Annotated in this window: 25 protein-coding genes and 1 pseudogene; 13 read left to right on the forward strand and 13 right to left on the reverse strand. The window is 62.2% G+C overall.

The window, feature by feature from the left end; all coding sequences use genetic code 11:
- Nucleotides 1-86: 86 nt before the first annotated feature.
- Nucleotides 87-1,544, reverse strand: a complete 1,458-nt coding sequence (locus tag AB6806_RS28415) for an NAD-dependent succinate-semialdehyde dehydrogenase (RefSeq protein WP_370956344.1) — start codon at nucleotides 1,542-1,544, stop codon at nucleotides 87-89.
- Nucleotides 1,545-1,705: 161 nt separating this feature from the next.
- Here AB6806_RS28415 and AB6806_RS28420 point away from each other — a divergent pair, with 161 nt between their 5' ends.
- The 6 genes from AB6806_RS28420 to AB6806_RS28445 all read left to right on the forward strand — a co-directional run bounded on the left by AB6806_RS28420 (nucleotide 1,706) and on the right by AB6806_RS28445 (nucleotide 7,372).
- Nucleotides 1,706-2,044, forward strand: a complete 339-nt coding sequence (locus tag AB6806_RS28420; protein ID WP_370956317.1) for a tRNA-binding protein — start codon at nucleotides 1,706-1,708, stop codon at nucleotides 2,042-2,044.
- A 55-nt stretch (nucleotides 2,045-2,099) separates the two neighbouring features.
- Nucleotides 2,100-3,278, forward strand: a complete 1,179-nt coding sequence (locus AB6806_RS28425; RefSeq protein ID WP_370956318.1) for an NAD(P)/FAD-dependent oxidoreductase — start codon at nucleotides 2,100-2,102, stop codon at nucleotides 3,276-3,278.
- Between the two features lie 38 nt (nucleotides 3,279-3,316).
- Nucleotides 3,317-4,621 carry a 4-aminobutyrate--2-oxoglutarate transaminase gene (gene gabT, locus AB6806_RS28430; protein ID WP_370956319.1) on the forward strand — a complete coding sequence of 435 codons (1,305 nt, stop codon included), beginning with the start codon at nucleotides 3,317-3,319 and terminating at the stop codon, nucleotides 4,619-4,621.
- A gap of 105 nt (nucleotides 4,622-4,726) precedes the next feature.
- Nucleotides 4,727-5,623 (forward strand): 2-hydroxyacid dehydrogenase, encoded by an 897-nt coding sequence (locus AB6806_RS28435; protein ID WP_370956320.1) that lies wholly within the window; start codon nucleotides 4,727-4,729, stop codon nucleotides 5,621-5,623.
- 58 nt (nucleotides 5,624-5,681) lie between these two features.
- Complete coding sequence (locus tag AB6806_RS28440; RefSeq protein WP_370956321.1) at nucleotides 5,682-6,428, forward strand: electron transfer flavoprotein subunit beta/FixA family protein; 747 nt, start codon at nucleotides 5,682-5,684, stop codon at nucleotides 6,426-6,428.
- Nucleotides 6,428-7,372 (forward strand): electron transfer flavoprotein subunit alpha/FixB family protein, encoded by a 945-nt coding sequence (locus tag AB6806_RS28445; protein WP_370956322.1) that lies wholly within the window; start codon nucleotides 6,428-6,430, stop codon nucleotides 7,370-7,372. The genes AB6806_RS28440 and AB6806_RS28445 overlap by 1 nt, the downstream gene beginning before the upstream one ends.
- A 162-nt stretch (nucleotides 7,373-7,534) precedes the next feature.
- Here the strand turns inward: AB6806_RS28445 and AB6806_RS28450 are convergent, their stop codons facing one another.
- From AB6806_RS28450 to AB6806_RS28495, 10 genes are all read right to left on the reverse strand, one after another.
- Nucleotides 7,535-8,947 carry an FAD-binding oxidoreductase gene (locus AB6806_RS28450; RefSeq protein ID WP_370956323.1) on the reverse strand — a complete coding sequence of 471 codons (1,413 nt, stop codon included), beginning with the start codon at nucleotides 8,945-8,947 and terminating at the stop codon, nucleotides 7,535-7,537.
- Between the two features lie 101 nt (nucleotides 8,948-9,048).
- The gene (locus tag AB6806_RS28455; RefSeq protein ID WP_370956324.1) at nucleotides 9,049-9,540 is read right to left on the reverse strand and encodes an Lrp/AsnC family transcriptional regulator; all 492 of its coding nucleotides are present in this window, start codon (nucleotides 9,538-9,540) and stop codon (nucleotides 9,049-9,051) included.
- A 22-nt stretch (nucleotides 9,541-9,562) separates the two neighbouring features.
- On the reverse strand, nucleotides 9,563-10,285 hold the full coding sequence (locus tag AB6806_RS28460) for a haloacid dehalogenase type II (protein WP_370956325.1): 723 nt from the start codon (nucleotides 10,283-10,285) through the stop codon (nucleotides 9,563-9,565).
- A 351-nt stretch (nucleotides 10,286-10,636) separates the two neighbouring features.
- Nucleotides 10,637-11,620, reverse strand: coding sequence for a CobW family GTP-binding protein (locus AB6806_RS28465; RefSeq protein ID WP_370956345.1), 984 nt, complete (start codon nucleotides 11,618-11,620; stop codon nucleotides 10,637-10,639).
- Nucleotides 11,620-13,197, reverse strand: a complete 1,578-nt coding sequence (locus AB6806_RS28470; RefSeq protein ID WP_370956326.1) for an amidohydrolase family protein — start codon at nucleotides 13,195-13,197, stop codon at nucleotides 11,620-11,622. The genes AB6806_RS28465 and AB6806_RS28470 overlap by 1 nt, the downstream gene beginning before the upstream one ends.
- Nucleotides 13,198-13,207: 10 nt before the next feature.
- Nucleotides 13,208-14,152: a branched-chain amino acid ABC transporter permease gene (locus AB6806_RS28475; RefSeq protein WP_370956327.1), complete on the reverse strand. Its 945-nt coding sequence runs from the start codon at nucleotides 14,150-14,152 to the stop codon at nucleotides 13,208-13,210.
- Nucleotides 14,149-15,036 (reverse strand): branched-chain amino acid ABC transporter permease, encoded by an 888-nt coding sequence (locus AB6806_RS28480; protein WP_370956328.1) that lies wholly within the window; start codon nucleotides 15,034-15,036, stop codon nucleotides 14,149-14,151. The genes AB6806_RS28475 and AB6806_RS28480 overlap by 4 nt, the downstream gene beginning before the upstream one ends.
- Before the next feature lie 20 nt (nucleotides 15,037-15,056).
- Complete coding sequence (locus AB6806_RS28485) at nucleotides 15,057-16,265, reverse strand: ABC transporter substrate-binding protein (protein ID WP_370956329.1); 1,209 nt, start codon at nucleotides 16,263-16,265, stop codon at nucleotides 15,057-15,059.
- Complete coding sequence (locus AB6806_RS28490) at nucleotides 16,252-17,004, reverse strand: ABC transporter ATP-binding protein (RefSeq protein ID WP_370956330.1); 753 nt, start codon at nucleotides 17,002-17,004, stop codon at nucleotides 16,252-16,254. Before AB6806_RS28490 ends, AB6806_RS28485 begins: the two co-directional genes overlap by 14 nt.
- Nucleotides 17,001-17,771 carry an ABC transporter ATP-binding protein gene (locus AB6806_RS28495; protein WP_370956331.1) on the reverse strand — a complete coding sequence of 257 codons (771 nt, stop codon included), beginning with the start codon at nucleotides 17,769-17,771 and terminating at the stop codon, nucleotides 17,001-17,003. Before AB6806_RS28495 ends, AB6806_RS28490 begins: the two co-directional genes overlap by 4 nt.
- 199 nt (nucleotides 17,772-17,970) lie before the next feature.
- Between AB6806_RS28495 and AB6806_RS28500 the strand changes: the two genes are divergently transcribed.
- The 3 genes from AB6806_RS28500 (at nucleotide 17,971) to AB6806_RS28510 (ending at nucleotide 20,444) form a co-directional block, all read left to right on the forward strand.
- Nucleotides 17,971-18,525, forward strand: coding sequence for a LuxR C-terminal-related transcriptional regulator (locus AB6806_RS28500; protein ID WP_370956332.1), 555 nt, complete (start codon nucleotides 17,971-17,973; stop codon nucleotides 18,523-18,525).
- Between the two features lie 640 nt (nucleotides 18,526-19,165).
- Nucleotides 19,166-19,834 (forward strand): MmgE/PrpD family protein, encoded by a 669-nt coding sequence (locus AB6806_RS28505; protein WP_370956346.1) that lies wholly within the window; start codon nucleotides 19,166-19,168, stop codon nucleotides 19,832-19,834.
- A gap of 13 nt (nucleotides 19,835-19,847) precedes the next feature.
- Complete coding sequence (locus AB6806_RS28510) at nucleotides 19,848-20,444, forward strand: MmgE/PrpD family protein (protein ID WP_370956347.1); 597 nt, start codon at nucleotides 19,848-19,850, stop codon at nucleotides 20,442-20,444.
- A gap of 225 nt (nucleotides 20,445-20,669) precedes the next feature.
- On the opposite strand, the gene AB6806_RS28515 is transcribed toward AB6806_RS28510, so the two are convergent.
- Nucleotides 20,670-20,843 (reverse strand): hypothetical protein, encoded by a 174-nt coding sequence (locus AB6806_RS28515; RefSeq protein WP_370956333.1) that lies wholly within the window; start codon nucleotides 20,841-20,843, stop codon nucleotides 20,670-20,672.
- A gap of 48 nt (nucleotides 20,844-20,891) precedes the next feature.
- Between AB6806_RS28515 and AB6806_RS28520 the strand changes: the two genes are divergently transcribed.
- The 4 genes and pseudogenes from AB6806_RS28520 to AB6806_RS28535 all read left to right on the forward strand — a co-directional run bounded on the left by AB6806_RS28520 (nucleotide 20,892) and on the right by AB6806_RS28535 (nucleotide 23,507).
- Nucleotides 20,892-21,239 (forward strand): hypothetical protein, encoded by a 348-nt coding sequence (locus AB6806_RS28520; RefSeq protein WP_370956334.1) that lies wholly within the window; start codon nucleotides 20,892-20,894, stop codon nucleotides 21,237-21,239.
- A 69-nt stretch (nucleotides 21,240-21,308) separates the two neighbouring features.
- The gene (locus tag AB6806_RS28525) at nucleotides 21,309-21,566 is read left to right on the forward strand and encodes a type II toxin-antitoxin system Phd/YefM family antitoxin (RefSeq protein WP_370956335.1); all 258 of its coding nucleotides are present in this window, start codon (nucleotides 21,309-21,311) and stop codon (nucleotides 21,564-21,566) included.
- Entirely contained in the window at nucleotides 21,566-21,982 is a 417-nt protein-coding gene (locus tag AB6806_RS28530) for a type II toxin-antitoxin system VapC family toxin (protein ID WP_370956336.1), read from the forward strand. Before AB6806_RS28525 ends, AB6806_RS28530 begins: the two co-directional genes overlap by 1 nt.
- A gap of 444 nt (nucleotides 21,983-22,426) precedes the next feature.
- Nucleotides 22,427-23,507, forward strand: a pseudogene (locus AB6806_RS28535) (IS630 family transposase).
- A 106-nt stretch (nucleotides 23,508-23,613) separates the two neighbouring features.
- On the opposite strand, the gene AB6806_RS28540 reads toward AB6806_RS28535, so the two are convergent.
- Nucleotides 23,614-24,564 (reverse strand): alpha/beta hydrolase family protein (locus AB6806_RS28540; RefSeq protein WP_370956337.1); only part of this gene is annotated, 951 nt, incomplete at its 5' end.

Genomic DNA, 24,564 nt, shown 5'->3' on the forward strand with positions numbered 1-24,564 from the left:
CGTGATAGATCGTGATCTGGGAGACAGATTGGGCGCATTATCAATTTCTGGTGGAAGAACTCTCTGCTCCATTTTCGTACCACCGTTCAGATACCGCCCAGATGCAGCGTCTTCATTTCGAGGAATTCCTCTATTCCGTGGTGTGACCCCTCGCGTCCCAATCCGGATTCCTTGATGCCGCCGAAGGGGGCGGTCGTCGTGGAGACAGAGCCCGCGTTGATTCCGACCATGCCGAACTCGAGCGCCTCGGCGACTCGGAACGCGCGTGAAATATCCTGAGTGTAGAGATACGACGCCAATCCAAACGGCGTGTCGTTCGACATGGTGATCGCTTCGGCCTCGCTCGAGAAGCGGAAGAGGGGGGCGACGGGACCAAAGGTCTCTTCCCGGGCGATCTTCATTTCGACCGTAGCTCCCTTGAGCACGGTCGGCTCGTAGAACAGGCCGGAGCGGAGCTTGCCACCAAGGACGACCGTGGCGCCGAGCGCCGTCGCGTCGTCGACATGCTGCTGAATCTTGTCGATTCCCGCACGATTGATCATCGGGCCGATGGTTGTTCCCTCAGTCAGGCCATCACCAACCACCAGTCTGGATGCAGCCGCGGCGAGCCTTTCGGAGAAGGCGTCGTAGACGCCGTCCTGAACGAGGATGCGGTTGGCGCACACGCAGGTTTGGCCGCCATTGCGGAACTTGCTCGCCATGACACCGGAAACCGCCGCGTCGAGGTCGGCATCGTCAAAGATCAGGAAGGGAGCATTGCCGCCCAGTTCGAGGCCGACGCGCTTCACGGTCGCCGCGCATTGCTCCATCAGGATCTTGCCGACGCGGGTCGATCCGGTGAAGGTCAGCTTGCGAACGATCGGGCTGCGCGTCATTGCACCGCCGATATCCGCGGGCCTGCCGGTCAGGATGTTGATCACGCCCTTGGGAATACCGGCCCGTTCCGCCAGGACACCTAGCGCCAGGGCGGAGAAGGGTGTGGCTTCGGCGGGCTTGATCACGATGGTACAGCCCGCGGCCAGAGCAGGCGCGGCCTTGCGCGTGATCATCGCATTCGGGAAATTCCAAGGCGTAATGGCGGCCACGACGCCGATCGGATGCTTCTGGACGATGATCCGTCCATCGGTGGATGCGGCCGGGATCGTCTCGCCATAGATCCGGCGGGCCTCCTCCGCGAACCATTTCACGAACGAGGCCCCGTAGGCGATTTCCCCACGGGCCTCAGCGAGGGGTTTACCCTGCTCCAGCGTCATGATCCGGGCGAGATCCTCGCTGTTCTCGATCATGAGATCGAACCAGCGCTCGAGAAGGGCGCCGCGCTCACCGGCTGTCTTCTTGCGCCAGCCTTGGAACGCGCGCTCCGCCGCGGCGATGGCATCGTCCGTCTCGCTGGCGCCACATTCGGGAACATGCCCGATCACGTCGCCCGTGGCTGGATTTTCTACTGGAAAATTCGTGGAATTTTTAGCGCCGACCCAATCACCATCGATGTAGCAAAGTTCGGCCAAAAGCGACGGATCTTTCAACTGATGCGCGAGGGTCATGATCTTCTCCAATGCTGGCGAGATCATCGGCCATCCGAAGCGGCAAAATCTGCTGAAAACCCCTTCAAGGTCGACAACAACGACCGAAAGCATGTTATCGATTCATTCACTTCCGCTGCGCAAATGGCGCACAATAACGGACGTCTAAAGCGAGGTTCGTTATGGAAAAGGTACAGATCGTCTACGACGATTTTGAAAGAATTGATATCCGGATTGGTCGCGTCGTTGCTGTTCAAGCCTTCGAACGTGCCCGCACTCCCGCCTACAAAGTCGAAGTCGACTTCGGTGAGCTTGGGCGGAAATGGTCCAGTGCGCAGATAACAAGCTATAGCGCGGAAGATCTCGTGGGGCGGCTGGTATCCTGCGTCGTCAACATGCCGCCGCGCAACATCGCCGGCTTCCAGTCTGAAATTCTTATCCTCGGGGCACGAAACGCCGCCGGCGAGGTCAAGGTGCTGACGCCGACGCACGAGGTCGGGCTCGGCGAGCAGGTCTTCTGAGAACTCAATCGCAGGGCGCGTCCCGCGCTCGCTTCGACACTAAGGGACCTGAAAGATGGAAACCGCAGACTTCATCGTAATCGGCGCGGGAATCGCCGGTGCCTCGGTCGCATACGAGCTTAGCCTCGGCGGCAAGGTCGTCGTACTCGAAATGGAGTCGTCCGCCGGCTACCACTCGACCGGCCGCTCCGCCGCCGTCATGTCTGAAAACTACGGTCCCGCTCTGTGGAGCCGGCTCGTCACGGCGTCGCGAGCGTTCCTCGAAACTCCGCCCGAGCGCTTCACCGATGTTCCGCTCGTCACCTCCCGTGGCGCCTTATTCCTGGCTAAGAGCGAGGAGCAGGCGCAACTGACCGAACAGGCGGAGGAACTGGTGCGCAGGGGCGCGTCGGTCGAACTGACCACGGCCGACGAGGCACTACGGTTCTGTCCCGTGCTCCGGGCGAGCGAGTTCGCCTCTGCGATGTACGAGCAGGACTGCAAGGACATCGATACCGACGCGCTTCTCGCAGGTTATCTCAAGGCGTTGCGGGCGCGCGGCGGGCGGCTCGTTACCGACGCAAAGGTCGAAGCACTAACGCATTCGGGCGAGACATGGACGGCCACGACGCCGCGCGGCGTGTTCCAGGCACCGATTGTCGTCAACGCTGCAGGCGGCTGGGTACAGGAGATCGCGGCGCTCGCGGGTCTTCCCTACCGCAACGTCGTCCCGTTCCGCAGGACTGCGGTCGTCTTCGATCCGCCGGTTGGCAGCGCCATCCATAGCTGGCCGATGACCTTTGATGTCGCCGAAACCTTCTACTTCAAGCCCGAGGCGGGTCGGATCATGGTGTCGCCGGTCGACATGGCGCCGTCCGATCCCTGTGATGCGCAGGCCGACGAGCTCGAGGTCGCGATCGCGATCGACAGGATCCATCGCTTCACCACGATGGAGGTTCAGAGGGTGACCCATAAATGGGGAGGCTTGAGAACCTTCGCGCCGGATCACGAGCCGGTCATCGGGCGCGATCCCGAACAGCCGAGTTTCATCTGGCTTGCCGGACAGGGCGGCAACGGCGTGATGGGCGGCGCTGCGGCAGCGCGGCTGGCCGCGAGCTTCGCTCAGGGCGCTGCGATTCCAGCCGACATCGCCGCGCTCGGCATCACGGCCGAGAATGTTTCGCCGGGCCGCGCCTGCGTGGTCGATCCGGCCGCGGACGCGCCGGTCGTCGGGACGCTCGAAGCGTTCGAATGATCGATCCGTCTAGCAAGCTTTCAAGAAGGGAAGAGATCATGTCTGCCGACCAGCGCAAGCCCGAAGAACTTCTGGCCGCACGTACCAGAAACATTCCCAGGGGCGTTCTGACTGCTCATCCGATCGTTATCGATCGTGCCGCAGGCGCTCATATCTGGGACACGAATGGTCGCCGCTATCTCGATTTCGTTGGCGGCATCGGCGTTATCAATGTCGGCCATAACCATCCGCGCGTGGTAGCGGCTGTGCAGGAGCAGCTCAAGCGCATCACGCATACCGCGTTCCAGGTCGCGGCCTACGAGCCCTACATCGCGCTTGCTGAGCGGCTGAACAAATTGGTCGGAAAGGGCGCCGCCTATAAGACCGCCCTGTTTACGACAGGTGCGGAAGCTGTCGAGAACGCGGTCAAGATCGCGCGCGGCTTCACCAACCGGCCGGGCATCATCTCGTTTCGCGGCGGGTTTCATGGCCGGACACTGCTGGGCGTGACGCTCACCGGGTTTGCCCAGCCGTACAAGCAAAATTTTGGGCCCTTCGCGCCGGAGATCTTCCATACCGCCTATCCCGACAGCTATCGCGGGGTTTCCTCGGATGACGCGATCGCGGCGCTCGAAGAGGTCTTCGCCACCGAGATCGCTCCCGATCGTGTCGCGGCCATCATCATCGAGCCGGTTCAGGGCGACGGCGGCTTCTTGCAAGCGCCGGTCGAGTTCATGCGGGCCCTGCGCGATATCACGCTGCGTCATGGGATCGTGCTCATCGCCGATGAGATCCAGACGGGCTTCGGCCGCACCGGTAAGATGTTCGGCTTCGAGCATTCCGGTATCCAGCCCGACCTGGTGACGGTCGCCAAGAGTCTGGCGGGCGGCTTCCCGCTGTCTGCGTTGGTGGGCAAGGCGGAAATCATGGACGCTCCGACACCTGGGGGGCTCGGCGGCACCTATGGCGGCAACGCGGTCGCCTGCGCCGCTGCGCTCGCCGTCCTCGACGCGTTCGAACAGGACGGACTTGTGGAACGTGCCGCGGCCCTCGGCACGAAACTCTCGACTGCCCTGGATGCCTTGAAGGCGAAGCACGTGGATATCGGGGTGGTGCGAGGCGTCGGCTTCATGCGCGCCATCGAGTTCATCAGCGACGCCGCCACCAAGAAGCCCGATGCGGACCGGGCGCACCAGGTCATGGAACGGGCGCGCGAGCGCGGATTGCTGGTGATCAAGTGCGGCGTTCACCGCAACATCGTCCGCTTCCTCGCACCGATCATCCTCTCCGACGAAGACCTCGACGAGGCGATGTGCATCCTCGCCGACGCGCTCGACGCCGACAAGGTGTCCGCCGCAGCATGATGCCGTCTAGCGGTTCCGACGCGGGCACCACTGCGTCGGGACTGCATTCTCCGCGGCCGCATCCAAACGGCAAGGTGGTTGACCACCATTTTCCAAGGACGACAAATGCGCGCGATTTTCGTGGACTGCACGCCCGAGCTCGCACGTGTCATCGAGCAGGGCGGCCTACCCGTTCCCGCGACGGTCGAAATCAACGAGGGCAGTCCCACAGAGAAAGAGTTGATCGATCTTTGTCGGGGGAAGGACGTCATCCTCGTCGAGCATACGGCCGTTCCGCCCGCCGTTCTCGACGCCTGTCCTGCCGTCCAGGCGATCGTCTTCATGGGAACCGGCGCCGGAACCTACGTCGATCTCGACGATGCGGCCAGGCGCGGCGTGAAGGTCTGCACGACGCCAGGATATGGCGATCGCTCGGTCGCAGAACATGCCTTCGCCCTGATGTTTTCGGCCGCCCGCGGCATCGCCGGTATGGATCGTGGTATCCGTGCTGGGACCTGGACGCCGGCAGGTGGGCTTCAGTTGAAGGGCGAAAAGCTCGCGGTCGTCGGACTGGGTGGCATCGGAGGGTGCATGGCCGATCTCGCGCTCGGCATCGGCATGGAGGTCGCCGCCTGGAATCGAACGCCGCGCGACCACCCGGCCTATGTCGCGGAACTCGACGACGCATTGCAGGGGGCCAGCGTCGTGTCGCTCCATTTGTCTCTTACCGCCGAGACGATTGGCATTCTCGATGGCCGGCGTCTGATGCTTCCCAATCGCGGATTTATCCTGGTCAATACGGCGCGCGCCGGTTTGGTCGATGAACCCGCCTTGTTGAGGATGCTGGCGGAGGGACAGATAGGCCACGCCGCGCTGGATGTCTTTCCCCAGGAACCTCTCTCGCCGGCAAGCCCATACCGGGAGCTGGAGAACGCGACCCTGACGGCTCACGCGGCCTACATGACCGACGCCGCCTATAAGGAACTGTGGCTGCGGACGCTGAACGCCTACCACGCACTGTGAACCGGCCCGAACGGTCTAGGCCGACTGCGTTACTCAATCAAAACGAGGGATGGAGCTGATGGAGATCCTTGTGCCCGTGAAGCGGGTAGTTGACTACAACGTGAAGATCCGCGTGAAGGCGGATGGGTCTGGCGTCGAGCTTGCGAACGTCAAGATGTCGATGAACCCGTTCGACGAGATCGCCGTCGAAGAGGCGCTGCGCCTGAAGGAAGCCGGCAAGGCGACCGAGGTGATCGTAGTTTCGATCGGCCCGGCTCAAGCCGCCGAGACGATCCGCACGGGCCTGGCCATGGGCGCCGATCGCGGCATCCTCGTGAAGGTCGATGGGCTGGTCGAGCCGCTGGCGGTGGCCAAGCTCCTGAAGAAGGTGGTCGAGCAGGAGGCTCCCGGCCTCGTCATCCTCGGCAAGCAGGCGATCGACGACGACGCCAACCAGACCGGCCAGATGCTCGCCGCGCTGCTCGGCTGGCCGCAGGGCACCTTCGCCTCGAAGGTCGTGGTCGGAGACGGCTCGGTCGACGTCACCCGCGAGGTCGATGGCGGCCTGCAGACGGTCCAGCTCAAACTGCCGGCGATCGTCACCACGGATCTGCGCCTGAACGAGCCGCGTTACGCCTCGCTGCCCAACATCATGAAGGCGAAGAAGAAGCCGCTCGACGAGACCTCGGCCGAGACGCTCGGCGTCGATGTTTCGCCGCGCCTGAAGGTGCTGAAGACGGAGGAGCCGGCCGGCCGCTCCGCCGGCATCAAGGTGGCCAATGCCGCCGAACTCGTCTCCAAGCTCAAGACCGCCGGGGTGATCTGATGACCACGCTGCTGATCGCCGAACACGACAACGTTTCCGTCAAGGACGCCACCGCCAAGGCGCTGAGCGCCGCCGCCCAGCTCGGCGCACCCGTCCATATCCTCGTCGCCGGTGAGGGCGCCAAGGCCGCGGCCGAGGCGGCTGCGAAGCTCGCCGGCGTCGAGAAGGTGCTGCTCGCCGACGACGCGGCCTACGGCCACGCGCTGGCCGAGCCGCTGGCCGCGCTGATCGTCAAGCTGGCAGGCGCCTACGACGCCATCGTCGCCCCCTCCACCACCACCGGCAAGAACGTGCTGCCGCGCGTCGCCGCCCTGCTCGATGTGATGCAGGTCTCGGACGTCACCAAGGTCGTCTCGCCCGACACCTTCGAGCGCCCGGTCTATGCCGGCAACGCCATCCAGACGGTGCAATCCGCCGACGCGAAGAAGCTGCTGACGATCCGTACCGCCTCCTTCCAGGCGGCCGGAGAAGGCGGCTCGGCTGCCGTCGAGAGCGTCTCGGCCGTGGGCGATCCCGGCGTTTCCAGGTTCAAGGGCGAAGAGGTCGCCAAATCCGATCGTCCCGAGCTCGCTTCGGCCAAGATCATCATCTCGGGCGGGCGCGCGCTGGCTTCGGCCGAGAATTTCACCAAGGTGATCGAGCCCGTCGCCGACAAGCTCGGCGCCGCGATGGGCGCCTCGCGCGCTGCGGTCGATGCCGGCTACGCCCCCAATGACTGGCAGGTCGGCCAGACCGGCAAGGTCGTGGCGCCCGACCTTTATGTCGCGGTCGGAATCTCCGGCGCGATCCAGCATCTCGCCGGCATGAAGGACAGCAAGGTCATCGTCGCCATCAACAAGGACGAGGAAGCGCCGATCTTCCAGATCGCCGATTACGGCCTGGTTGGCGATCTCTTCACGATCATGCCCGAGCTTGAAGCCGAGCTCGCCAAGCTCGGGAAGTGACAGGTACAGACAGGGTGGCCGAGAGCGGGCGCCCGGTTTGATTTGCGGAAGCTGGTTGGGGCAGCCTGCCGGTCTTAGCTGGAGCCGGGCCGCATCACTCGACAACCTGCGCCCGCTAAGCAGTGTGGCGTACCATCAACGGCAAAGTCCGGCGGTTTATTATCATGGAATGACGACTTTTCCCGGATTCATCGTTCCATTCGGATCGAGTGCGGCCTTGAGGCGGCGCATGAGATCGACCTTTCCCGGCGCGCCATAGCGCTCAAGCAAATCCATCTTCACCCGACCGATGCCGTATTCGGCGCTGAAGGTCCCCCCCATCTCGGCAGCGAGTCGGTAGATCTTCGGAGACACGTCTCGTTCGAACTGATGTTTGAACGGGGCGGCTTGGGCGGTGGAAGGGGCGACGACATTGAAGTGCACGTTTCCGTCGCCGACATGACCGTAGACCGAAAGTATGGCCCCTTCCGCATCCTCCCTGACGATCTGCGAGGCTGCCTGGACGAAAGCAGCCAGTCTTGAAGTGCGCACGGCGATATCGTGTTTGACGGAGCCACCATGGTGCACCTCGGCCTCCGGGATGCATTCCCGCAGGCGCCAGAATTCCGCGACCTGCTGCCCGTTGGCGGCGATCGTTCCATCGGTCACCAGCCCGCGCTCGAAGAGTTCACCAAGAAGACCGGTGACCGTCTCTTCGAGGTTGAGCACGGGCGAGGCGGTTGCCGCTTCCAGCAGAATATAGTGCCCGCTTCGGGCCTGCAGCGGATGGCGGAGGTCCTTCCTCGCATCGAGGAGCAAGTTCAACGATGTGTCGGAGATGTATTCGAACGAGCTGATCAATTCGCCTGTCTGAATCTGGGCGAGATCGAGGATGGCCGCGAGACTGGTGATGTCATCGATGGCGAGGAACGCGGTGACCGTACGGCTCGGCTTGCGCGCGAGCTTGAGCGACGCCGCCGTGATGATTCCGAGAGTGCCCTCGGCGCCGATGAAGAGCTGTTTGACGTCGTAGCCGGAATTGTTCTTCCGCAATGGACTGAGTTCGCTGTAGAGGCTGCCATCGGGCAGGACGACTTCGAGGCCGAGTACGAGGTCTCGGGCCATCCCATAGCGCAACACCGAAATTCCGCCGGCATTGGTTGAAAGATTTCCCCCGATACGGCACGACTGCTGGGATCCTAGCGCGAGCGGCAGCAGAAGATCGGCTTCGGACGCCGCTTGCTGCAGTTCGCTGAGAATGATGCCGGCCTCGACGCAAACCGAGAGATTGGCCCGGTCCAACTCGCGCAGCCTGTTCATCCTTTCGAGGCTTATTACGAGCTCGTCGCCACGATCACTGGGGGTGGCCGCTGTGCAATAGCCGGTATTGCCGCCTTGCGGGACGAGGGGAACGCCCAACTCGGCGCAGCACCGGACGATGTCTTGCACCTCAGCAGCGTGCCGTGGCCGCAGAACGGCCCTCGTGCTCCCTGCATATTGCCTCCGGAAGTCAGTTGTGTAGGTGGCGATGATGTCTTGATCGCGCGTGACGATGCCTGGTGACAATCGCGCAAGCACCTGTGCGATAGAATCCATTCTTGGTTATTCCTGGGTGCGGCAATACCCAGAGCCGAGCAACTGGATATGTCAGTGGTTCATAAGCGCCGGTTAAAACCGCTCGTAGTAGAGATTACGAATCAACTGTCGTCGGTGAGATATTTTACTGGGACGCTTCCGCGATCGATTATCGTCTTTATTACAATGTAGCTAAAGTATTTCTCGACACCGATATTCCGTTCGAGCATGGACTCCATAAGCTGTTGATATTTAGCAACAGTTTTGGTGGCGAATTTTAGGAGATAGTCATAGCCGCCGCTGACCAAATGACACTCCTGAAGGGCGTCAAATTTGCGGATTTCAGATTCGAACTTGATGAAATCATCTCTCCGATGATCGCTTAACGTAACTTCGGTAAATACCGTAATATGCTCGACAAGCTTGGATAGCTGGACGCGGGCATTGTAGCCTATGATGTATTTGGCATCTTCCAGTCTTCTCAGGCGTGCCAGGCAGGGGCTTGGCGACAAGCCCACTGCGTCGGCAAGGTCAACAATGGTCAGCCGACCATTCTGCTGAAGCTGCGCGAGAATGTTGATATCGATACGATCCAATTTCGGTGCACCAGTCATTCTCGCGCAGCCCTGTTCTCGCTTAACCCCGGAGGGCTTCCTGGTGAGCCTTTGCCAGGTCCGCCATGCTGGTGAACTGGAAATCAACCTTTGGCATGTCGCCCGGGTTCATGGTCGCGCCAAAGCCCTCTTGGTCGTAGCGACGATAGATCCAGCAGGAGGCTAGGCCGTGCCGGTTTGCCGGGGCATGATCATGGAACATGCTCTCGGCCGTGTGCAGAATTTCGTGTTTCTGGATGCCGAGGGTTTCGAGCTTTTCGGCCATGTACTCGAAGTTGCGGTCCGACGGCTTGTAGGATCCGACGTCTTCAGCTGTGTAAATCGCGTCGAACTCGACCTGCAACTTCGCGTTGCTCGCAGCAAAACTCTTGTTGTCGACATTCGAAAGAATGACCAACTTGTAGTGACGCTTCAGATACTGGAGTGCGCCTGCAGAGTCGGTGAACGCCGGCCAATTTTCTACCGACTTTCCGTAATTCACGCACTCGTCCCAGGAAACAGAGAGGCCCCACTCTTCGGCCAGGCGCTTATATACGATCGGCAAGAGATCGCGGTAATTCTTGGCTGGCGTCTGCAACTGCTGGGACGATTCATGACGAGCATGTGCCTCGAGCACCTGGTTGCGTGTCAGCGGCGTCGGCAGCCGGCTGGTCAACGGCTTGAGGCCGTCAAACATGCCTGTTTCCCAGTCGATTAACGTGCCGTAGCAGTCGAAGGTGAGGGCTTTGAAATTTGTCAGTTTCATTGGCCTAGGTCCTGTTGGCTGTAGAATTAACGCGAAGAAGGTTGAACGGAGCGCCGTCGTAATCAGTGGTCGCACAAGCTGCATGGAGTTCGTTGACAGCCTTGCGACCGGCCGAATATTTTCTGCAGTGCGGCCACATCTTTTGGGCGCTGTCATTCTGCCTCGGACCGCACGACGGTTGCGGCAAAACCGGCGTGACCAAACCGCAAATTCCACTGAACGTGGCCTGAAGATCGGCAACATTTGCTGCAAGTGTGGAATGGTGAGGACGCTTCAGGTACCGTAAGGCTATCGCAGCGTCGGGCGCTTCCGATATTGCCTTCGAAGAAACGGATAAGCTGGAAACGTTGCTCATTTGAACATCAGCTCGGGTTCCGATGCCGTCCTAGGAAATCTTATGAACTCTTCCTTGGAGACGTCGCGTAGGATCATCGTGAGGCCGAGCGAGGTGCCGCTTTCGATCCTGATCGGGCGCGGAGACGAAAACGCGCCGCCTATGCCGTTGATCAGCAGCGGATCGAGAAACCCATAAGGGCGCACGAAGCCCTTCAGTCTCAGCAGACGCGAACCGAGATATCCCGAGACATCCTCGATCCACTCGCCGATCGCCTCCCAGGATGCAGCCTCACTCCAGCGCGCGAAGGCGATCGTGATGCGCGACGGCTGCGGTTTGCTGGCCGTGAAGGACGAGATTACGGGCGGGTGTCCGCCGGCACCGGCAAAGGCGGCGAGGGCTCGCTCCTCACGCCGCGACACGGCCACCTGGACGGCGAGCGGGTTGAAACGTTGCACCTCCGCGGCGCGGACTGGCCACCGCTTGTCGGGCACCGCGTCAAGCTTCGTAAGCACGACGATCTGGGCAGCCGCGAGTTGGGCGGCGTAATGAGGTAGGAAATCGTCCTCGTCTGTCGACTGCGATGCATCGAAGGTCGTGATGATCCGCAGATTGAAGTCCATTTGCCGGACCTGTCGGAGGGAGCGCACGATCGGACCCGGTTCGGCGAGACCGCTCGTCTCCAGGATGATCCTGCGGAGGGGTCCAAGCTGCCGGTCTGCGCGTGCGAGCAGGAGAGCGTCGATCCCATCCTGAAGGCTATTGCCGAGCGAGCAGCAGATGCAGCCGTCGCTTAGCGTCGCCAGCGCGAGATCACGGTGATCGGAGCCGATGATCGCCCCGTCGACATTCACTTCGCCTGCATCGTTAATGATAACACCTGTATCCGATGTCGCGCTCAGGGCGAGGTGATCGGACAGCAGGGTCGTCTTGCCCGATCCCAGAGGGCCGGTCAGCAGTACAAATTCCGCAAGAGCGGACGGGGCAGGGCGGCGGTCCATCAAGTCGCCACTCTCGCTGCCGACACCATGGCTTCCACGTCCTGAAGGAGCGCGGCTGGATCGTAGATCACATCGCCTTGGACGACAGTTTCCAGGCTTCTGTCCCAGTCGACCGATTTCGAGGCATCGTTGAGGCGCATCGCGCCCGTCCCGTAGAGCAGCTTGAAATCCATTAGGGGATTGATGCGATGGACCAAGATGTCGGCGCGCTTGCCGATCTCCAGTGTCCCAACGTCCTCGGCGATGCCAAGCAGTTCCGCGCCCGAGGCGGTCGCGGCGCGCAGGACCTCGAGCGGCGTGAGTCCTGCCTCCTGCAGCAGCTCGAGCTCGCGCACGTAACCGAAGCCATAAGTCTGGAACATGAAGCCGGAATCGCTGCCGACGGCGACGCGCCCACCACGGTTCTTGTAGTCGTTGACGAAGCACATCCAGAGCCGGAAGGTTTCGCGCCACTCGATCTCGTTCGTTGTCGACCAGCGGTACCAATAGGCTCCGTGGCCGCCGCGTTGCGGCTGAAAATAGGACCACAGGGTCGGATCGGTGAAGCGTTCGTGCCAATCGGCCCGCCGCGTCCGCATGAGGTCGCGATTGGCGTCATAGACGTTGAAGGTCGGAACGAAGCTGTGGCGGGCTTCGAGGAAGCCGGCCAGCACCGCGTCCCATTTTGCGGAGCCGGGTCGAGCTGCCTGCATGAAAGTCTGCCCGGCCGCGGAGAAGCGCAGGTACTCGTCTCCGTAGTCGTAGTCGACGGGAAAGGCCTGCAGCGTATGGTCCTCGAGCAGGGTCTCAGGAATGCCATAGGAATGTTCGGTGCTCGTCAGGCCCCAGCGGGCCGTCTGAAGCGGGTTCATCCGCCCGACTGCGAGTTGCGCGTGGTGGCAGCAGCTTCTCAGGCCGAGCTGCGCACAGGCTTCGAGCGCGGCTTTCATCAAGGCCGGCGGCGCGCCGAAGAACTTCACGCCGTCCGCGCCAGCCGCCTTCACCTTCTCGACCCACGCAGCGGCCTGTTCCGGCGTATGCAGGCTACGGACATAATCGGACGTCGCGGGGAAGGGCGCATAGGCTAGAATTCGCGGGGCGTCGATCCGGCTCTCCTCCACGGCCGATTTCTGTTCGAGCGTCCAGGAGAGTCCGTTGAAGCATCCCGTCTCGCGAATCGTCGTCACGCCGTGCGCAAGCCAGAGCTTGTAGACATAATCCGCGGCGGGTTGCGGGCCGTTCTTGGCATGGAAGGGCGCACCGATATGGGCATGGCAATCCACCAGCCCCGGCGTGAGAAACTTGCCCGTGCAGTCGATCTCCAGAACGTCTTCCGGCTGCGGCGCGGGCGCCGGGAATCTCGCCTTGCCGGATTTCGCCAGGTCGACGATGCGTCCGTCCTCGACGAGGAGATCGGCTGGCCCCCAGGGCGGGGCGCCGGTTCCATCGATGATCCGCGCGTTGGAGAGCTTGATGTGGCGATGCGGGCCCTGGCCGCGCTGTCTCTCGGTTGCCGGTTTAAGGGCCGGCAGACCGGCTTCGGCGAACATGATCGCGAACTCGTCGCCGGCGGCGCAGTGCTTCTGTTCGTTGATCACTGTCGCGTCCTCACTTGAGGGTGGCCGCCACGGCGGGAGCCGCCATCGCCGCGCCGGGCGCACCGGCGCCGGAACGCTCGTTCTTGAGTCCGAACAATCCCTGCGGCCGCACCTGCATGATCACGATGAGCGCTACCGCGATCGCGAATTCCCGCAGCGACGCGATCTGTACGGCGCTGAGGCCGGGGATCAGCTCGGCGGCGAACCGCGAAGATTCCAGGATGGTCATGACCGCGAACGACCCGAAGATCGCGCCGACGAGCCGGCTGTACCCGCCCGCCGTCACGGCGAGAAAGATGTAGATGGTCAGCTGGACGATGAAATTGTCCGGCGAGATGTAGCTGGTGAAATGGGCGTAGAGCGCTCCCGCGAGGCCGAACAGGCCGGCGCCGATGCCAAATGCCTGGCATTTCAGGCGCAGCACGCTCTTGCCGGCGACCGCAGCCACCTTCTCGTCGTCGCGGATCGCGCGAAGGGCGCGGCCGAGGGGGCTGCCCAGCAGGCGGGCGAGAACCCAAGCCGCCAGTAGCACCATGCCCCAAGCGAGAGCGAGGTAGAACCACGGATAGATGTCTCCGAGCGCCTGCTTCAGTGGCGCGCGAATGCCGGAAATGCCATCGCTTCCGCCAGTCAGCCAGCGCTCGTTGAGCTCGACCAGGCGCAGGCCCTCGCCGAAGCCCAAGGTGACGATCGCCAGGTAGTCGCCTCTCAGCGTTCGGGTGAGAAGGCAGAACCCTACCCCTATCGCCGCGGCGAGAAAGGTCCCCGCTGCCCAGCCGAGGCCGATCGGAGCTCCGGCCATCGTGAGCAGCGCCGAGCAATAGGCTCCAAGTCCGAAAAAGCCGACGAGACCGAGATTGACCATTCCCGCCTGGCCCCAGCTCACGACGAGGCCGAGCGACAGAAGGGCGTAGATTGCCGTCAATGTCGCGATGAACAACAGGTAGGAGATCATTTTCTGACTCCGGCAGCGCCGGCGAAGAGGCCGGTAGGCTTGACCAGCAGGATGATGAGGATCGCGATGAACGCGGTGAGCGATTGATAGACCGGCGGCATAGCGACCAGCGCCACCTCGCCGATGATCCCGATCAGCAGAGCGCCGAGAACAGCCCCGTAGAGGCTGGTCAAGCCGCCGAGTACGCTGGCCGCGAAGATCACGAGGATCAGGCGCGAGCCGGTCGAGGGATCGAGGCTTGTGTCCATCGCCAACAGCGATCCGCCGATGCCGGCCAGCCCCATACCGAGGAAGGTCGCGAGATTCGACAGGCGCTTGGGATCAATCCCTTTCAATCGTGCGAGCTCGGTGTTGTCGGCGACGGCGCGCATCGCCTTGCCCCAACGGGTGAGCGAAAAGAACGCGGCCAGCGCGATGGCGATGACGAGAGCCGTAACCAGATTGCGCAGCTGTTGCGGGCCGACGCTAAGGCCCCAGACTTGGAAGTTTCGCTCGATCGGCAGATCGAAGCTGTTGAGGTTGCTCCCGAAGATGAAACGCAGGCCGTTCTCGAGCGCCAGGTTCAACGCGATGGATACGACGGCGAGCATCAAGGCGGTGTGGCCTCCGGGCTGGCGCCGTATCGGCGCCAACGCGAGGCGGTCGGCGACCACCCCCAGCAGGCCGGGAACCGCGAATGCGACAGCCAGCATCGCAACGGGCGACCAACCCACATACGACCCCGTCAACCATGCCGCATAGGCGCCGACCGTCATCTGGGCCGCGACACTGAAGTTGACGAAGCCCTGGACCGAGAAGATCAGGGTCAGGCCCAGTGCCGGGAGCGAAATCAGCGCCCCCAGCACCAGTCCATTCAAGACATATTGCGTGAGCTCAGTGAACACGGATCAACACCCTTCTGAGGTCAAGCGACCTTCAGAAGGGCCATTTTCCCCTTCTGAGCCTGCTCGTACCGGAAGAAGACGCCTTCGACATCGCCATTGGCGGCGAAGGCGAGCGGGCCGCTCGGACCGTCGTAGTTGATCGGCTTCTTTTGGCCGATCAACTTCAGTGCCGCCGATACGTCATTGATCTTCTCGCCCTTCTCGTCCTGCGAGATGGCGCGAACGTTGTCTCGCACCGCGGTGCCGTTTGGAGAGGACGCTGCCGCCTGGGCGAGGGCCAGCGCTGTGAGGACGACATGGTCGTAGACCTGGCAGGAATAGCTATCGAGCGCACCCTTCCCGATCTTGTCGATCAGGCTCTTATAGGCGGTCGAGTCGACGGACGCAGATGGAACGAGGGAGGCGGTGCCTTCCGAGACTTCGGCGGGAACGCTATCGGTCAGAACCTGGTTGACGCCGAAGGAGAAGCCGATCTTCTTGCCGGCATAGCCGGCCCGATAGAGATCCTTCAATACGACGGCGGTGTCTGGGACATAGCCACCGAGCACGATGACGTCGGGATTGGTCCTCAACGCCTGATCGACCTCGGTGCGATAGCTGGCGCGCTTGTCCTCGTAGATGAGGCCCTCTCCAGTGCCGCCGGCCTCCTTGAACAGCTTCGAGATGATGTCGATGTAGGATTGGGCGAAGGGCGTCTGGGGGCCGAGGAAGAACATCTTCTTGGCGCCCAGTTCCAAAGCGTACTGGCCGACGCGGGTTCCCTGCAGCGTCACGGTCGGCGATGTCCGAAAGATATAGCCGTTATGGGGTGTCTTGGTGATGCTGTCGGCGCCCGACGACGTGAACAGCACGGTTTTGCTCTCGTAGCAAAGCGGCGCGATCGCCGACGTGACGGCGGAGGCATAGGATCCTCCGATTGAAACGACCCTGTCGACATCGATCAGCTTGCGGGCGGCGCGAACGGCGGCCTCCGGGTTGCTCTGATCGTCCTCGATCAAAACCTCAACTTGCCGGCCGCCGATCCCCCCGGCTGCATTGATGTCGGCGACAGCGATTTTCGCGGCGGCGCTCATCGTCGCGCCGAACTGGCTGGTTGCTCCCGTGAGGGGAATGATGATGCCGATCTTGATGCGCGGGCCGTCCTGCGCCAGCAGCGCTTTCGGCCAGAGAGCAAGCGACGCGCCGCCCGCTGCGCCCGTCAGGAAATGACGTCGATCAAGCCTGTGCATGATATTCCCCTTTTTGTATTTGGTTTGCGTCTCGTCGGCCCAGAAACAGATGGCGCACCTCATCATCGGCGAGCATGGCCGCCGCCGCCGCCTCGCGGACCTTGCGTCCCGCCACGAGGGCTAGGCCCTTGGTGCCGTATTCGAGAGCCAGGAGTGCGTTCTGCTCGACCATGAGGACGGCCAGGCCGCTCTTTGCGAGGTTGCGCACCAGCTCGAAGATCTCGTCGGCGGCGTTCGGCGACAGTCCCGCGGTCGGCTCATCCAGCAGCAGCACGCTGGGATTGGTCATGAGGGCGATGCCCATCGCCAGCACCTGGCGCTGACCGCCGGAGAGGTTGCCGGCCTTTTCGCGAAGCTTGGATTTCAGCAGCGGGAAGCGCCACACTTGCTCGTCGATCCGGTCCTTCATGCCCCGGCGCAAGAGATATCCGCCCATTTCGAGGTTCTCGCGCACCGTGAGACTCGAAAAGACGTTTCGCTCCTGCGGCACAAAGCTCATGCCCATGCCGCAGGCGAGCTGTGCGTTCCCCAACGGGAGCGGCTCGCCCTGAAGACGGACCTCGCCGTCGGTCGGCTTCAACAGCCCGGCGACGAGCTTCAGGAAGGTGGATTTTCCCGCTCCGTTCGGGCCGATGATGACGGTGAGGTCGCCGGCCGCGACCTCGATGTCGATGCCCTTGACGATCTCTTCGGCGTTCGGATAGCCGCCCCGGAGGGTTTTGACGGCGAGATCGGTCATTGACGCCTCAGCCCCAGATAGCTTTCCTGGACGTCCCGGTTCGACGCGACCTCTGCGAAGGTGCCCCGGGTCAGAAAGCGCCCTCCGGCCATGACGATGATCTCGCTGCAGAGGCGCTCGATGAGCTCCATTTCGTGCTCGATCAGGATGATCGAGATGCCGCTCTTCTGGATGGTCGCGAGATGGTCGGCGATCTCCTGAACGAGGGTCGGATTGACGCCGGCCATGGGCTCGTCGAGCAGGATCATCTTGGGCTTGGCCAGGAGGACACGACCGATCTCAAGGAGCTTCTTCTGGCCGCCTGAAAGGCGCGTCACGAGATTGTCGAGGACATGGGAAAGCTTGAGGTGCTTGGCCATGTCGAGCGCGGCATCGCGCAGCGCCTCTTCCTCGTCGCGCAGGTGTCGGCCACCGAACATCGCCTGCAGCAGGCTCTCGCCGCGCTGCCGCGGCCCATAGAGCATGAGATGCTCGAACACCGTCATGTTCTCGCAGCCGCGGGCAAGCTGGAAGGAGCGGACCAGCCCTGCGCGGGAAATGGCCTCGGGCGATGCCCGTGAAATATCCTGGCCGGAAAACCTGACGGTCCCCGTGGCTCCGCCGATCAGGCCGGATACGCAATTGAAGAGGGTCGTCTTTCCTGCGCCGTTCGGACCGATCAGGCCGGTCGTGATACCGGGCTTGACCTGGAACGATGCGCCATCGAGCGCACGGACTCCCCCAAAGTGAATCCTGAGATCAGCGATCTCTAAAAGCGGCTCTGTCATGGCTGTCCAACACGTCGTTCCCCGCGAGCTTCGGCTTGCCTGCCTGCTCTTCTGATTGACATGCGATCCCGCCGATCCGGCTGATGCATGCCTTAACGATTTATGACGCTATGACACCTAAACACTTACTGCTATAGGTGTTGAGCACTTAAGTGTCCGGCGGCTTGCCGTCGACCGGTGCAGCGGTGAGGTCGCAGCGATGGACGTCGACTATCAGGAGGCTTTCGAGAACTCGCCGGTTGGCCAGGCGATCGGCAGGAATCGTGTGATTCTGGCGTGCAATCATATGTTCGGGCGGATTTTCCGCGGCGCGATCGAGGACATGGTGGGGCAAACCTTCGAACGCCTGTATCCGACGCAGTCCGATTTCGAGAAGACCGGGCAGCGCGTGGGCGGCTTCCTGTCCATCGACAGCACCTTTAGCGATGATCGCGTGATGCGTCGGCTCGACGGCGATCTCTTTTGGGTGCGCGTGCGCGGCTTCACTTACACGCCAGAGGACCCGCACTCGCGGACGCTTTGGGTGTTCACCGAGTTGGCGAAGGACGGCACGTCAGGGCAATCCTTGAGATCCTCGCTGACCGCCCGCGAACGCGATGTCGCAACGCTGTTGATCGAGGGAAAGACGGCAAAGGAAATTGCAAAAGTGCTCGATATTAGTCATCGCACGGTAGACATTTATCGAACACGTTTGCTTCGGAAATATAACGTATCTCGTACAGCTGAACTTATAGAATTTCTTTTGCAGGGTTAATCCGGCGTGGTTTTACGGCAATTCTTTTGCAATCGTTTTGCGGGCACTTGATTTCAGTGCTTGGCGGTGCTGCCGGTTTCATCGAAATGGCGGATACGTTGCAGACCTATCCCACACAAGGCTTTCCGCACGATGGCGACAGGTCGCCTTCTGCCCGTCCGCGCGCGCCTATCACCTGATGGCTGTCTATGCGCGCTAAAGCCGAGTATCCCCTGGCGAATTGGCTCGCTGCTTTCTCGTCCCGCAGCGGCCTGTGGACCAAGACGGCCCCTCCGGCCCGGAGACGCTTATCAGGCCGGGCTCAGCTCATCGACCCGCGGATTGTCGATTGTTCGATTATTGCCAATGACGCCGTAGCCTTATCTGTCCCTGTCGAACCACGGCTCGACATGGCCCATGCATGACGAAGGCAGAAGCTGCCGCCGAGAACACGCCGAAAGGGTGACACCATGGAAAGCGCCGCTCGCCTTCTTGCTGTCGTTGCCGCAGGAAGTTGTTTCGCCGAGGCCCCTCGGGGGGTGCGGGCGCTCTATCGCGATTTCCTGCTGGACACGGTTGCGGTTATGGCGGCCGGAGCAGCGCATCCTTGTCTGGCACCAGCTCGTAATGCCTTCGTAGCGACCGGCGGCAACGGCCGCGCATCCGGGGCGGGTTCCCGGAAGGGGTTCCCGCTGCAGTCGCAGGTCTGGTCAATGGCGCGGCAATGACGGTGCTGCAATTGCAGGATGGACATCGCCGTGCGCGCGGCCGTCCCATGAGCCATGTCCTGGCCGCCGCTCTAGCGATCGCTGAAGAGATCGGCGCGCCGTCATCCGCATTCCTGGACGCGGTAATGGCCGGATACGAGATCGCTGCAAGGGTCGGCGCCTCGCTTGGAGGCATGCAGGCCCTGTTGCACGACACCGACACATTTGGGTGCATCGGCGCTGCGGTGGCGGCCGCTCATCTCCTCGGTTGCGAGCATAGCGCAGCTGAGCGCACCGCGCTGATAGAGGCAGCGATCGGCAATGCTGCCGCTGTCGCGCTTTTCCCTTTCCGAGATACCTGCATGGAGGGAGCTAGCGCCCATCATCTCTTCGTCGGCCTGGGCGTGCAGAATGGCATCAACGCCGCACGTGGGGCATGGGCGGGGCTTGTGCCTTCGGCCGCGACGCTCGAACGATTCTTCGGCCCGCGTGCCGGCGAAGCTTTTGATCCGTCGCTGATGACCGATGGGATAGGAAGCGATGGCCGGTGGTCGCGATACGAGATCGAGGATGCGTATCTGAAGTGGCATCCGGTCTGCGCGCATCTCGGCCCGATGCTTTGATTGCATCGAGATTCTGCGCAATCGCCTTGGTGGCTTCGATGCAACATGCGTCGCTGAGCTGCGTGTGGAGGTATACACGACTGCGCTACAGTACGATTCCCCCAATCCGACAAGCGATCTTGCCGCACGCTTCAGCTTCCGGCATGCGGCAGCGCTTGCGCTGCGCTTCGGATCGTTGCCGCATGACGGCTTTGCAATCGAACGCCTACGGCATTCCGAGATCGAGGCGATCGCGGCGAAAGTGGTACTACAGGCCGATCCTCGCCTCGACGCACTCTACCCGGCAAATCGACCGGGTCGAGTGACGTTGGTTCTATCGAATGGGATCGAGGAAAGCGCCGAGGTGTTGATGCCGAAAGGTGATGGCGCCCGAGCGCTGACGCAAACAGAACTCGACACCAAGGCAAGCAATCTGATCGATTCAGCTTGGGGCCAAGGGCATTACAGTACCATCCGGGGCTTGATCGACAGCGTTGAAGAGACCGCATCGAGAACAGTTTCCCCAGACCCGAGAGAGCAGCCGCCACCCTGCGGCCGCTTTCTTTTTGCCGCTCTCACGCGATCCCGCAGGGCAGGGGAGATCAGGCATCGCCACCGATTCCGATTTTGACCCCGACGGGATCAAAACCCCGACATGCGAGCAAAGCTCGCCAGCACGCGAGAGGACAGCATCATGAGCTACATGCTCGAAATCGGCGCCTTCACGAACCGCAACGATCGCCCCGCTTTCCGCTCCGTGATCGTCGGCAACCCGACCAAGACCCATTAGGGCCCGATCCTCGAACTGCTCGGCCTCGAAGACGCCGGCGAGCCCGATGGCCACTGGACGTCTGTCCTAGCCAGCGCTGTCAGTGCAATCGACACTGAGCGCCTGACTGCTGTCGACGGCATCCCCGAGGATCTGCTCGGCGACCTCCTCGAGCTCCAAGGCGACATCGTTTTGGCCGGCGGCGCCGCGCAGCCATTCGCTCGCCTCGCTGCCTGAGACCGCCAATCCGACACCAAGCATCCCATGCCTCAAAGCACCGCAGCGCACCCGCCCAGCCATACGATCGCCATGGCCCAGATCATCTACGCGGCGTTCGGCGATAGCTTCGCCGGCGCCATGACTGACATCCACGGCAAGCCCATGGGCGCCTGGCGTGACGCGCTGAAGGCAGCAAACGACCTTCAGGCCGCCTCTCTCGCGCCATGGCGCGATATCGCAAGCGCACCGCTCGACGGCACCGTCATTGGCCTCTCGCGGGACGGCGAGCGCCTGCTGGACTTCTCATGGAGCGTCGAGCAGCAGCGCTGGGAGAAGAAGGTCGGATATCCGACCCGAACCATCGTCCTCACGACCGCTCCCACGCACTGGATGCCGGTCCCGCCGCCGCCATTGACTGGGACCGCCAAGGCCGCCTGACTCGACTAGCCAAAATCCTGAATTGTGGTAACTGTAGTAACATTCTGTGGCATCGTTTCGGAGGCTCCTATGTCGATCACCACACTCTCCAGCCGTGACCTGAACGCGGATCTCGGGCGCGCAAAGCGCGCCGCAAACGACGGTCCGGTCATCATTACTGATCACGGCAAGCCAGCCCACGTTTTGCTCTCGTTCTCCGAGTATCAGCGCATCATTGGCCGACAGCAAAGGGTCGTGGACGAACTCGGTCTGCCACCCGGCATCGAGGATATTGATATCGAATTTCCGCGTTCGCCCGAAATGCCGGGTCAGGTGGACCTCTCCTGATGTTCCTTCTCGATACGAACGTCATCTCGGAGCTGCGCAAGGTCCGGGCCGGCAAAGCCGACCCCAAGGTTAGCAGCTGGGGCCGTGAAGTGCCCGGCGCCAGCCTGTACCTCTCGGCAATCGTCGTCCAGGAACTCGAAATAGGCACGCTTCAGTTGGAGCGTAAGGATCCTGCCCGAGGTGCGATCCTGCGCAACTGGCTGGAGGAGCACGCCCTACCCGTCTTTCACGATCGGATTCTCCCTGTTGACACCAATGTCGCTCGCAAGAGCGCCACGCTACACGTGCCCGATCCCAGGCCTTACCGGGACGGGTTAATTGCCGCCACGGCGCTGGTTTTCGGCATGACATTGGTCACGCGCAATACGGACGATTTTGAGAAAACCGGCGTGCGCTTGCTGAACCCATGGCTCTAGACCGTTAGCCGCGCCACGGATCCCCGAGCTTCAGGACGCATTCGCCCCGGCACGGCCTCAGGCATCCATGTCACAAAAATTGCTTTGTTTCAGGAGAGTCCAACAAGTATCGCATCGTTTCGTTACGTATTGGCGCGGCGGTTGTTGTAGAATTGCAGCTCGCGTAGAAAACATTTGCTCTCTAACCGACGGTTATTCTCGATAAGAACGCGCAATATAGCGGAGAGCCGCCATGGAATTCGCCACTGCTCGCAGGATTGCGAACGATCTTGTATTATGTTTCAGCGCCTCACGCGGAACACAATTGTAAGCGCGAGAAGCGCTTCTTACATCCCAGGCTTAGGCCTCGTGTCTCGCATCGATGATCAGCGGCTAGTGGATTGATTGGGACAAAAGAGTCCGGGTTGGGATTCTGCGCGGCGCGGCGTCGTGCGAGTCTGCGGGATGCGTGCTGGCGTTGTCGTCCATCTGAGCCCAACAGATCGTAAGCGACTGCGGTCGTTCGTTGACGACCGCAACAGCCTGCAGAAGCATGTTTGGCGCGCCCGGATCGTGCTGGCCACGGCCGATGGCATGGGCACAGTGGAGATCATGCGGACGGCGGGGGCCAGCAAGACCGCTGTCTGGCGCTGGCAGGCGCGGTTCATGGACGGAGCCGTCGAGGGCTTGCTGCGCGACAAGACCCGCCCGCCCGGTACGCCCCGCCTGCCGCTGGCTGTGGCCGAGCCGGTCGTGGCCCTGACGCTCTGCGATTCCTCCCGGCGAGGCGACGCACTGGACCGCGCGGCTGATGGCCAAGGTGGCGGGCGTTGGCTTGACCTGGGTTCAGCGCATTTGGAAGGCTCATGGCCTGGCGCCCCACCGCATCCGTGCCTTCAAGCTTTCCAACGATCCGAAGTTCGCCGCCAAGGTCCGCGACATCGTCGGTCTCTATGTCGATCCTCCCGCCCATGCCGTGGTGCTCAGCGTCGATGAGACGTCGCAGATCCAGGCCCTGGATCGCACCCAGCCGGGCCTGCCCCTGAAGAAGGGGCGCGCCGGGACCATGACCCACGACTACAAGCGCCACGGCACGACCACCTTGTTCGCCGCCTTCAACATCCTGGAGGGTAACGTCATCGGCCGCTGCATGCAGCGCCACCGGCATCGGGAGTTCATCCGGTTCCTCAACGCCGTCGAGCGCGAGGTCCCGGCTGGCAAGACGGTGCACGCCATCCTCGACAATTACGCCACCCATAAGCACCCCAAGGTGATCGAATGGCTGGGCCGACATCCCGGCTGGACGTTCCACTTCACGCCCACCTCCGCCAGCTGGCTCGACGCCGTCGAGGGTTTCTTCGCCATCCTCACCAGGCGTCGTCTCAAGCGCGGCGTTTTCAAGGGCGTCGTCGATCTACAGGCCGCCATCCACCGCTTCGTCGTCGACCACAACCAGCAGTCAAAACCCTTCGCCTGGACCGCCGATCCCGACAAAATCATCGCCGCTGCCGCGCGCGGGCACCAGGTGCTGGAGTCAATCCGCTAACCTTTGGCCATGGCGGTGCGGCGGTCAGCGCCGTATGTCCACTCTCCGGAAGGCAGCCAACGGGGAAGTTCGCCCCATTTGAAACTCGCCCACGGTCCGGAAGACCTCAGTTTGAAAGGCGAGGTCCCTGTTCGGGCATGGATATGAGAGTGCTTACAATCCTATCAGTGCTCGTGCCTGCCGCGCACATCGCAGTGGCGGTCTCCCCGAAATCGACGAGATCGTGGTGGCGAGCATCCGTGGCGCATTCCAGCGGGATCAGCCAAGCAGCATGGCCCCAACGCGTAAGGCCCTCAAAATAGAGCTTTTGAGATGAGAACGGCACGTTTGTCTCGCGAGGGTCACCGATAACGAACACTCGCCGTGTGGGATCGGCGCGCACCTTGTCGAGCGAGGCAGAGGGATCGAAACGCTCCAATTTCTGCCCCGGCTTCAAAAGGCTGCGTGCTTCGAGATAGGCGCGATAGGCAGCTGCGCCAGACGATATGACCGCACACCGCAGGTCATCTCGTCGCGCCAACATCTCTGCGACGAGCGTGCCGCCGCCGCTATGTCCACCCAGAGACCATGACTGAATCTGATACCGAGCCTTGAGACCATCCAACGCAGCAGAGATGAGTTGCGGTTCGACGGGGCGGCCTCGCATCGTGAAGTGCTTGCCGGCGCTTCCATATGTTCCTGGCCGCCCCAGGAAGATCGAGGGGATGCCGAAGCGGGCAGAGAGCCTCTGTTCGAGCTCGACCATTTCTGTCGGACCGAAACCACTTTGGCGTTTGCCCGCGTTGGTTCCCTTTGGTCCCAGTACGTCCCCGTTCAGCCAGATCGCGGCGACGGGGATCGAACCGGAACCACGCTTCAGACCCGCGGCATAGTATCGAAGGCACGTCCCCCGCGCACTGCCTTCGACCCATATCGCGGTGTCTTTGGCCTCCAGTGCAGCGCAATCTGCTCGGCTGATCTGGATACCATTGACCACGGCGTGGAGTGCGCCCCTTGAAGCGGACAGCGTGACGGCGAGGAATTGACCGGAGAGCCGGGCTTTCGAAGGATGGAAGCC

Origin of the sequence: Allobosea sp. RCC_152_1, assembly GCF_041360765.1 — a bacterium.
GTDB classification, from domain to species: domain Bacteria; phylum Pseudomonadota; class Alphaproteobacteria; order Rhizobiales; family Beijerinckiaceae; genus Allobosea; species Allobosea spartocytisi.

Bases quoted from the DNA above. Each gene is read 5' to 3' on its own strand.
- AB6806_RS28415 (WP_370956344.1), bottom strand. From the start codon at position 1,544: ATGACCCTCGCGCATCAGTTGAAAGATCCGTCGCTTTTGGCCGAACTT.
- AB6806_RS28420 (WP_370956317.1), top strand. From the start codon at position 1,706: ATGGAAAAGGTACAGATCGTCTACGACGATTTTGAAAGAATTGATATC.
- AB6806_RS28425 (WP_370956318.1), top strand. From the start codon at position 2,100: ATGGAAACCGCAGACTTCATCGTAATCGGCGCGGGAATCGCCGGTGCC.
- gabT (WP_370956319.1), top strand. From the start codon at position 3,317: ATGTCTGCCGACCAGCGCAAGCCCGAAGAACTTCTGGCCGCACGTACC.
- AB6806_RS28435 (WP_370956320.1), top strand. From the start codon at position 4,727: ATGCGCGCGATTTTCGTGGACTGCACGCCCGAGCTCGCACGTGTCATC.
- AB6806_RS28440 (WP_370956321.1), top strand. From the start codon at position 5,682: ATGGAGATCCTTGTGCCCGTGAAGCGGGTAGTTGACTACAACGTGAAG.
- AB6806_RS28445 (WP_370956322.1), top strand. From the start codon at position 6,428: ATGACCACGCTGCTGATCGCCGAACACGACAACGTTTCCGTCAAGGAC.
- AB6806_RS28450 (WP_370956323.1), bottom strand. From the start codon at position 8,947: ATGGATTCTATCGCACAGGTGCTTGCGCGATTGTCACCAGGCATCGTC.
- AB6806_RS28455 (WP_370956324.1), bottom strand. From the start codon at position 9,540: ATGACTGGTGCACCGAAATTGGATCGTATCGATATCAACATTCTCGCG.
- AB6806_RS28460 (WP_370956325.1), bottom strand. From the start codon at position 10,285: ATGAAACTGACAAATTTCAAAGCCCTCACCTTCGACTGCTACGGCACG.
- AB6806_RS28465 (WP_370956345.1), bottom strand. From the start codon at position 11,620: ATGGACCGCCGCCCTGCCCCGTCCGCTCTTGCGGAATTTGTACTGCTG.
- AB6806_RS28475 (WP_370956327.1), bottom strand. From the start codon at position 14,152: ATGATCTCCTACCTGTTGTTCATCGCGACATTGACGGCAATCTACGCC.
- AB6806_RS28485 (WP_370956329.1), bottom strand. From the start codon at position 16,265: ATGCACAGGCTTGATCGACGTCATTTCCTGACGGGCGCAGCGGGCGGC.
- AB6806_RS28490 (WP_370956330.1), bottom strand. From the start codon at position 17,004: ATGACCGATCTCGCCGTCAAAACCCTCCGGGGCGGCTATCCGAACGCC.
- AB6806_RS28495 (WP_370956331.1), bottom strand. From the start codon at position 17,771: ATGACAGAGCCGCTTTTAGAGATCGCTGATCTCAGGATTCACTTTGGG.
- AB6806_RS28500 (WP_370956332.1), top strand. From the start codon at position 17,971: ATGGACGTCGACTATCAGGAGGCTTTCGAGAACTCGCCGGTTGGCCAG.
- AB6806_RS28515 (WP_370956333.1), bottom strand. From the start codon at position 20,843: ATGCTTGGTGTCGGATTGGCGGTCTCAGGCAGCGAGGCGAGCGAATGG.
- AB6806_RS28520 (WP_370956334.1), top strand. From the start codon at position 20,892: ATGGCCCAGATCATCTACGCGGCGTTCGGCGATAGCTTCGCCGGCGCC.
- AB6806_RS28525 (WP_370956335.1), top strand. From the start codon at position 21,309: ATGTCGATCACCACACTCTCCAGCCGTGACCTGAACGCGGATCTCGGG.
- AB6806_RS28530 (WP_370956336.1), top strand. From the start codon at position 21,566: ATGTTCCTTCTCGATACGAACGTCATCTCGGAGCTGCGCAAGGTCCGG.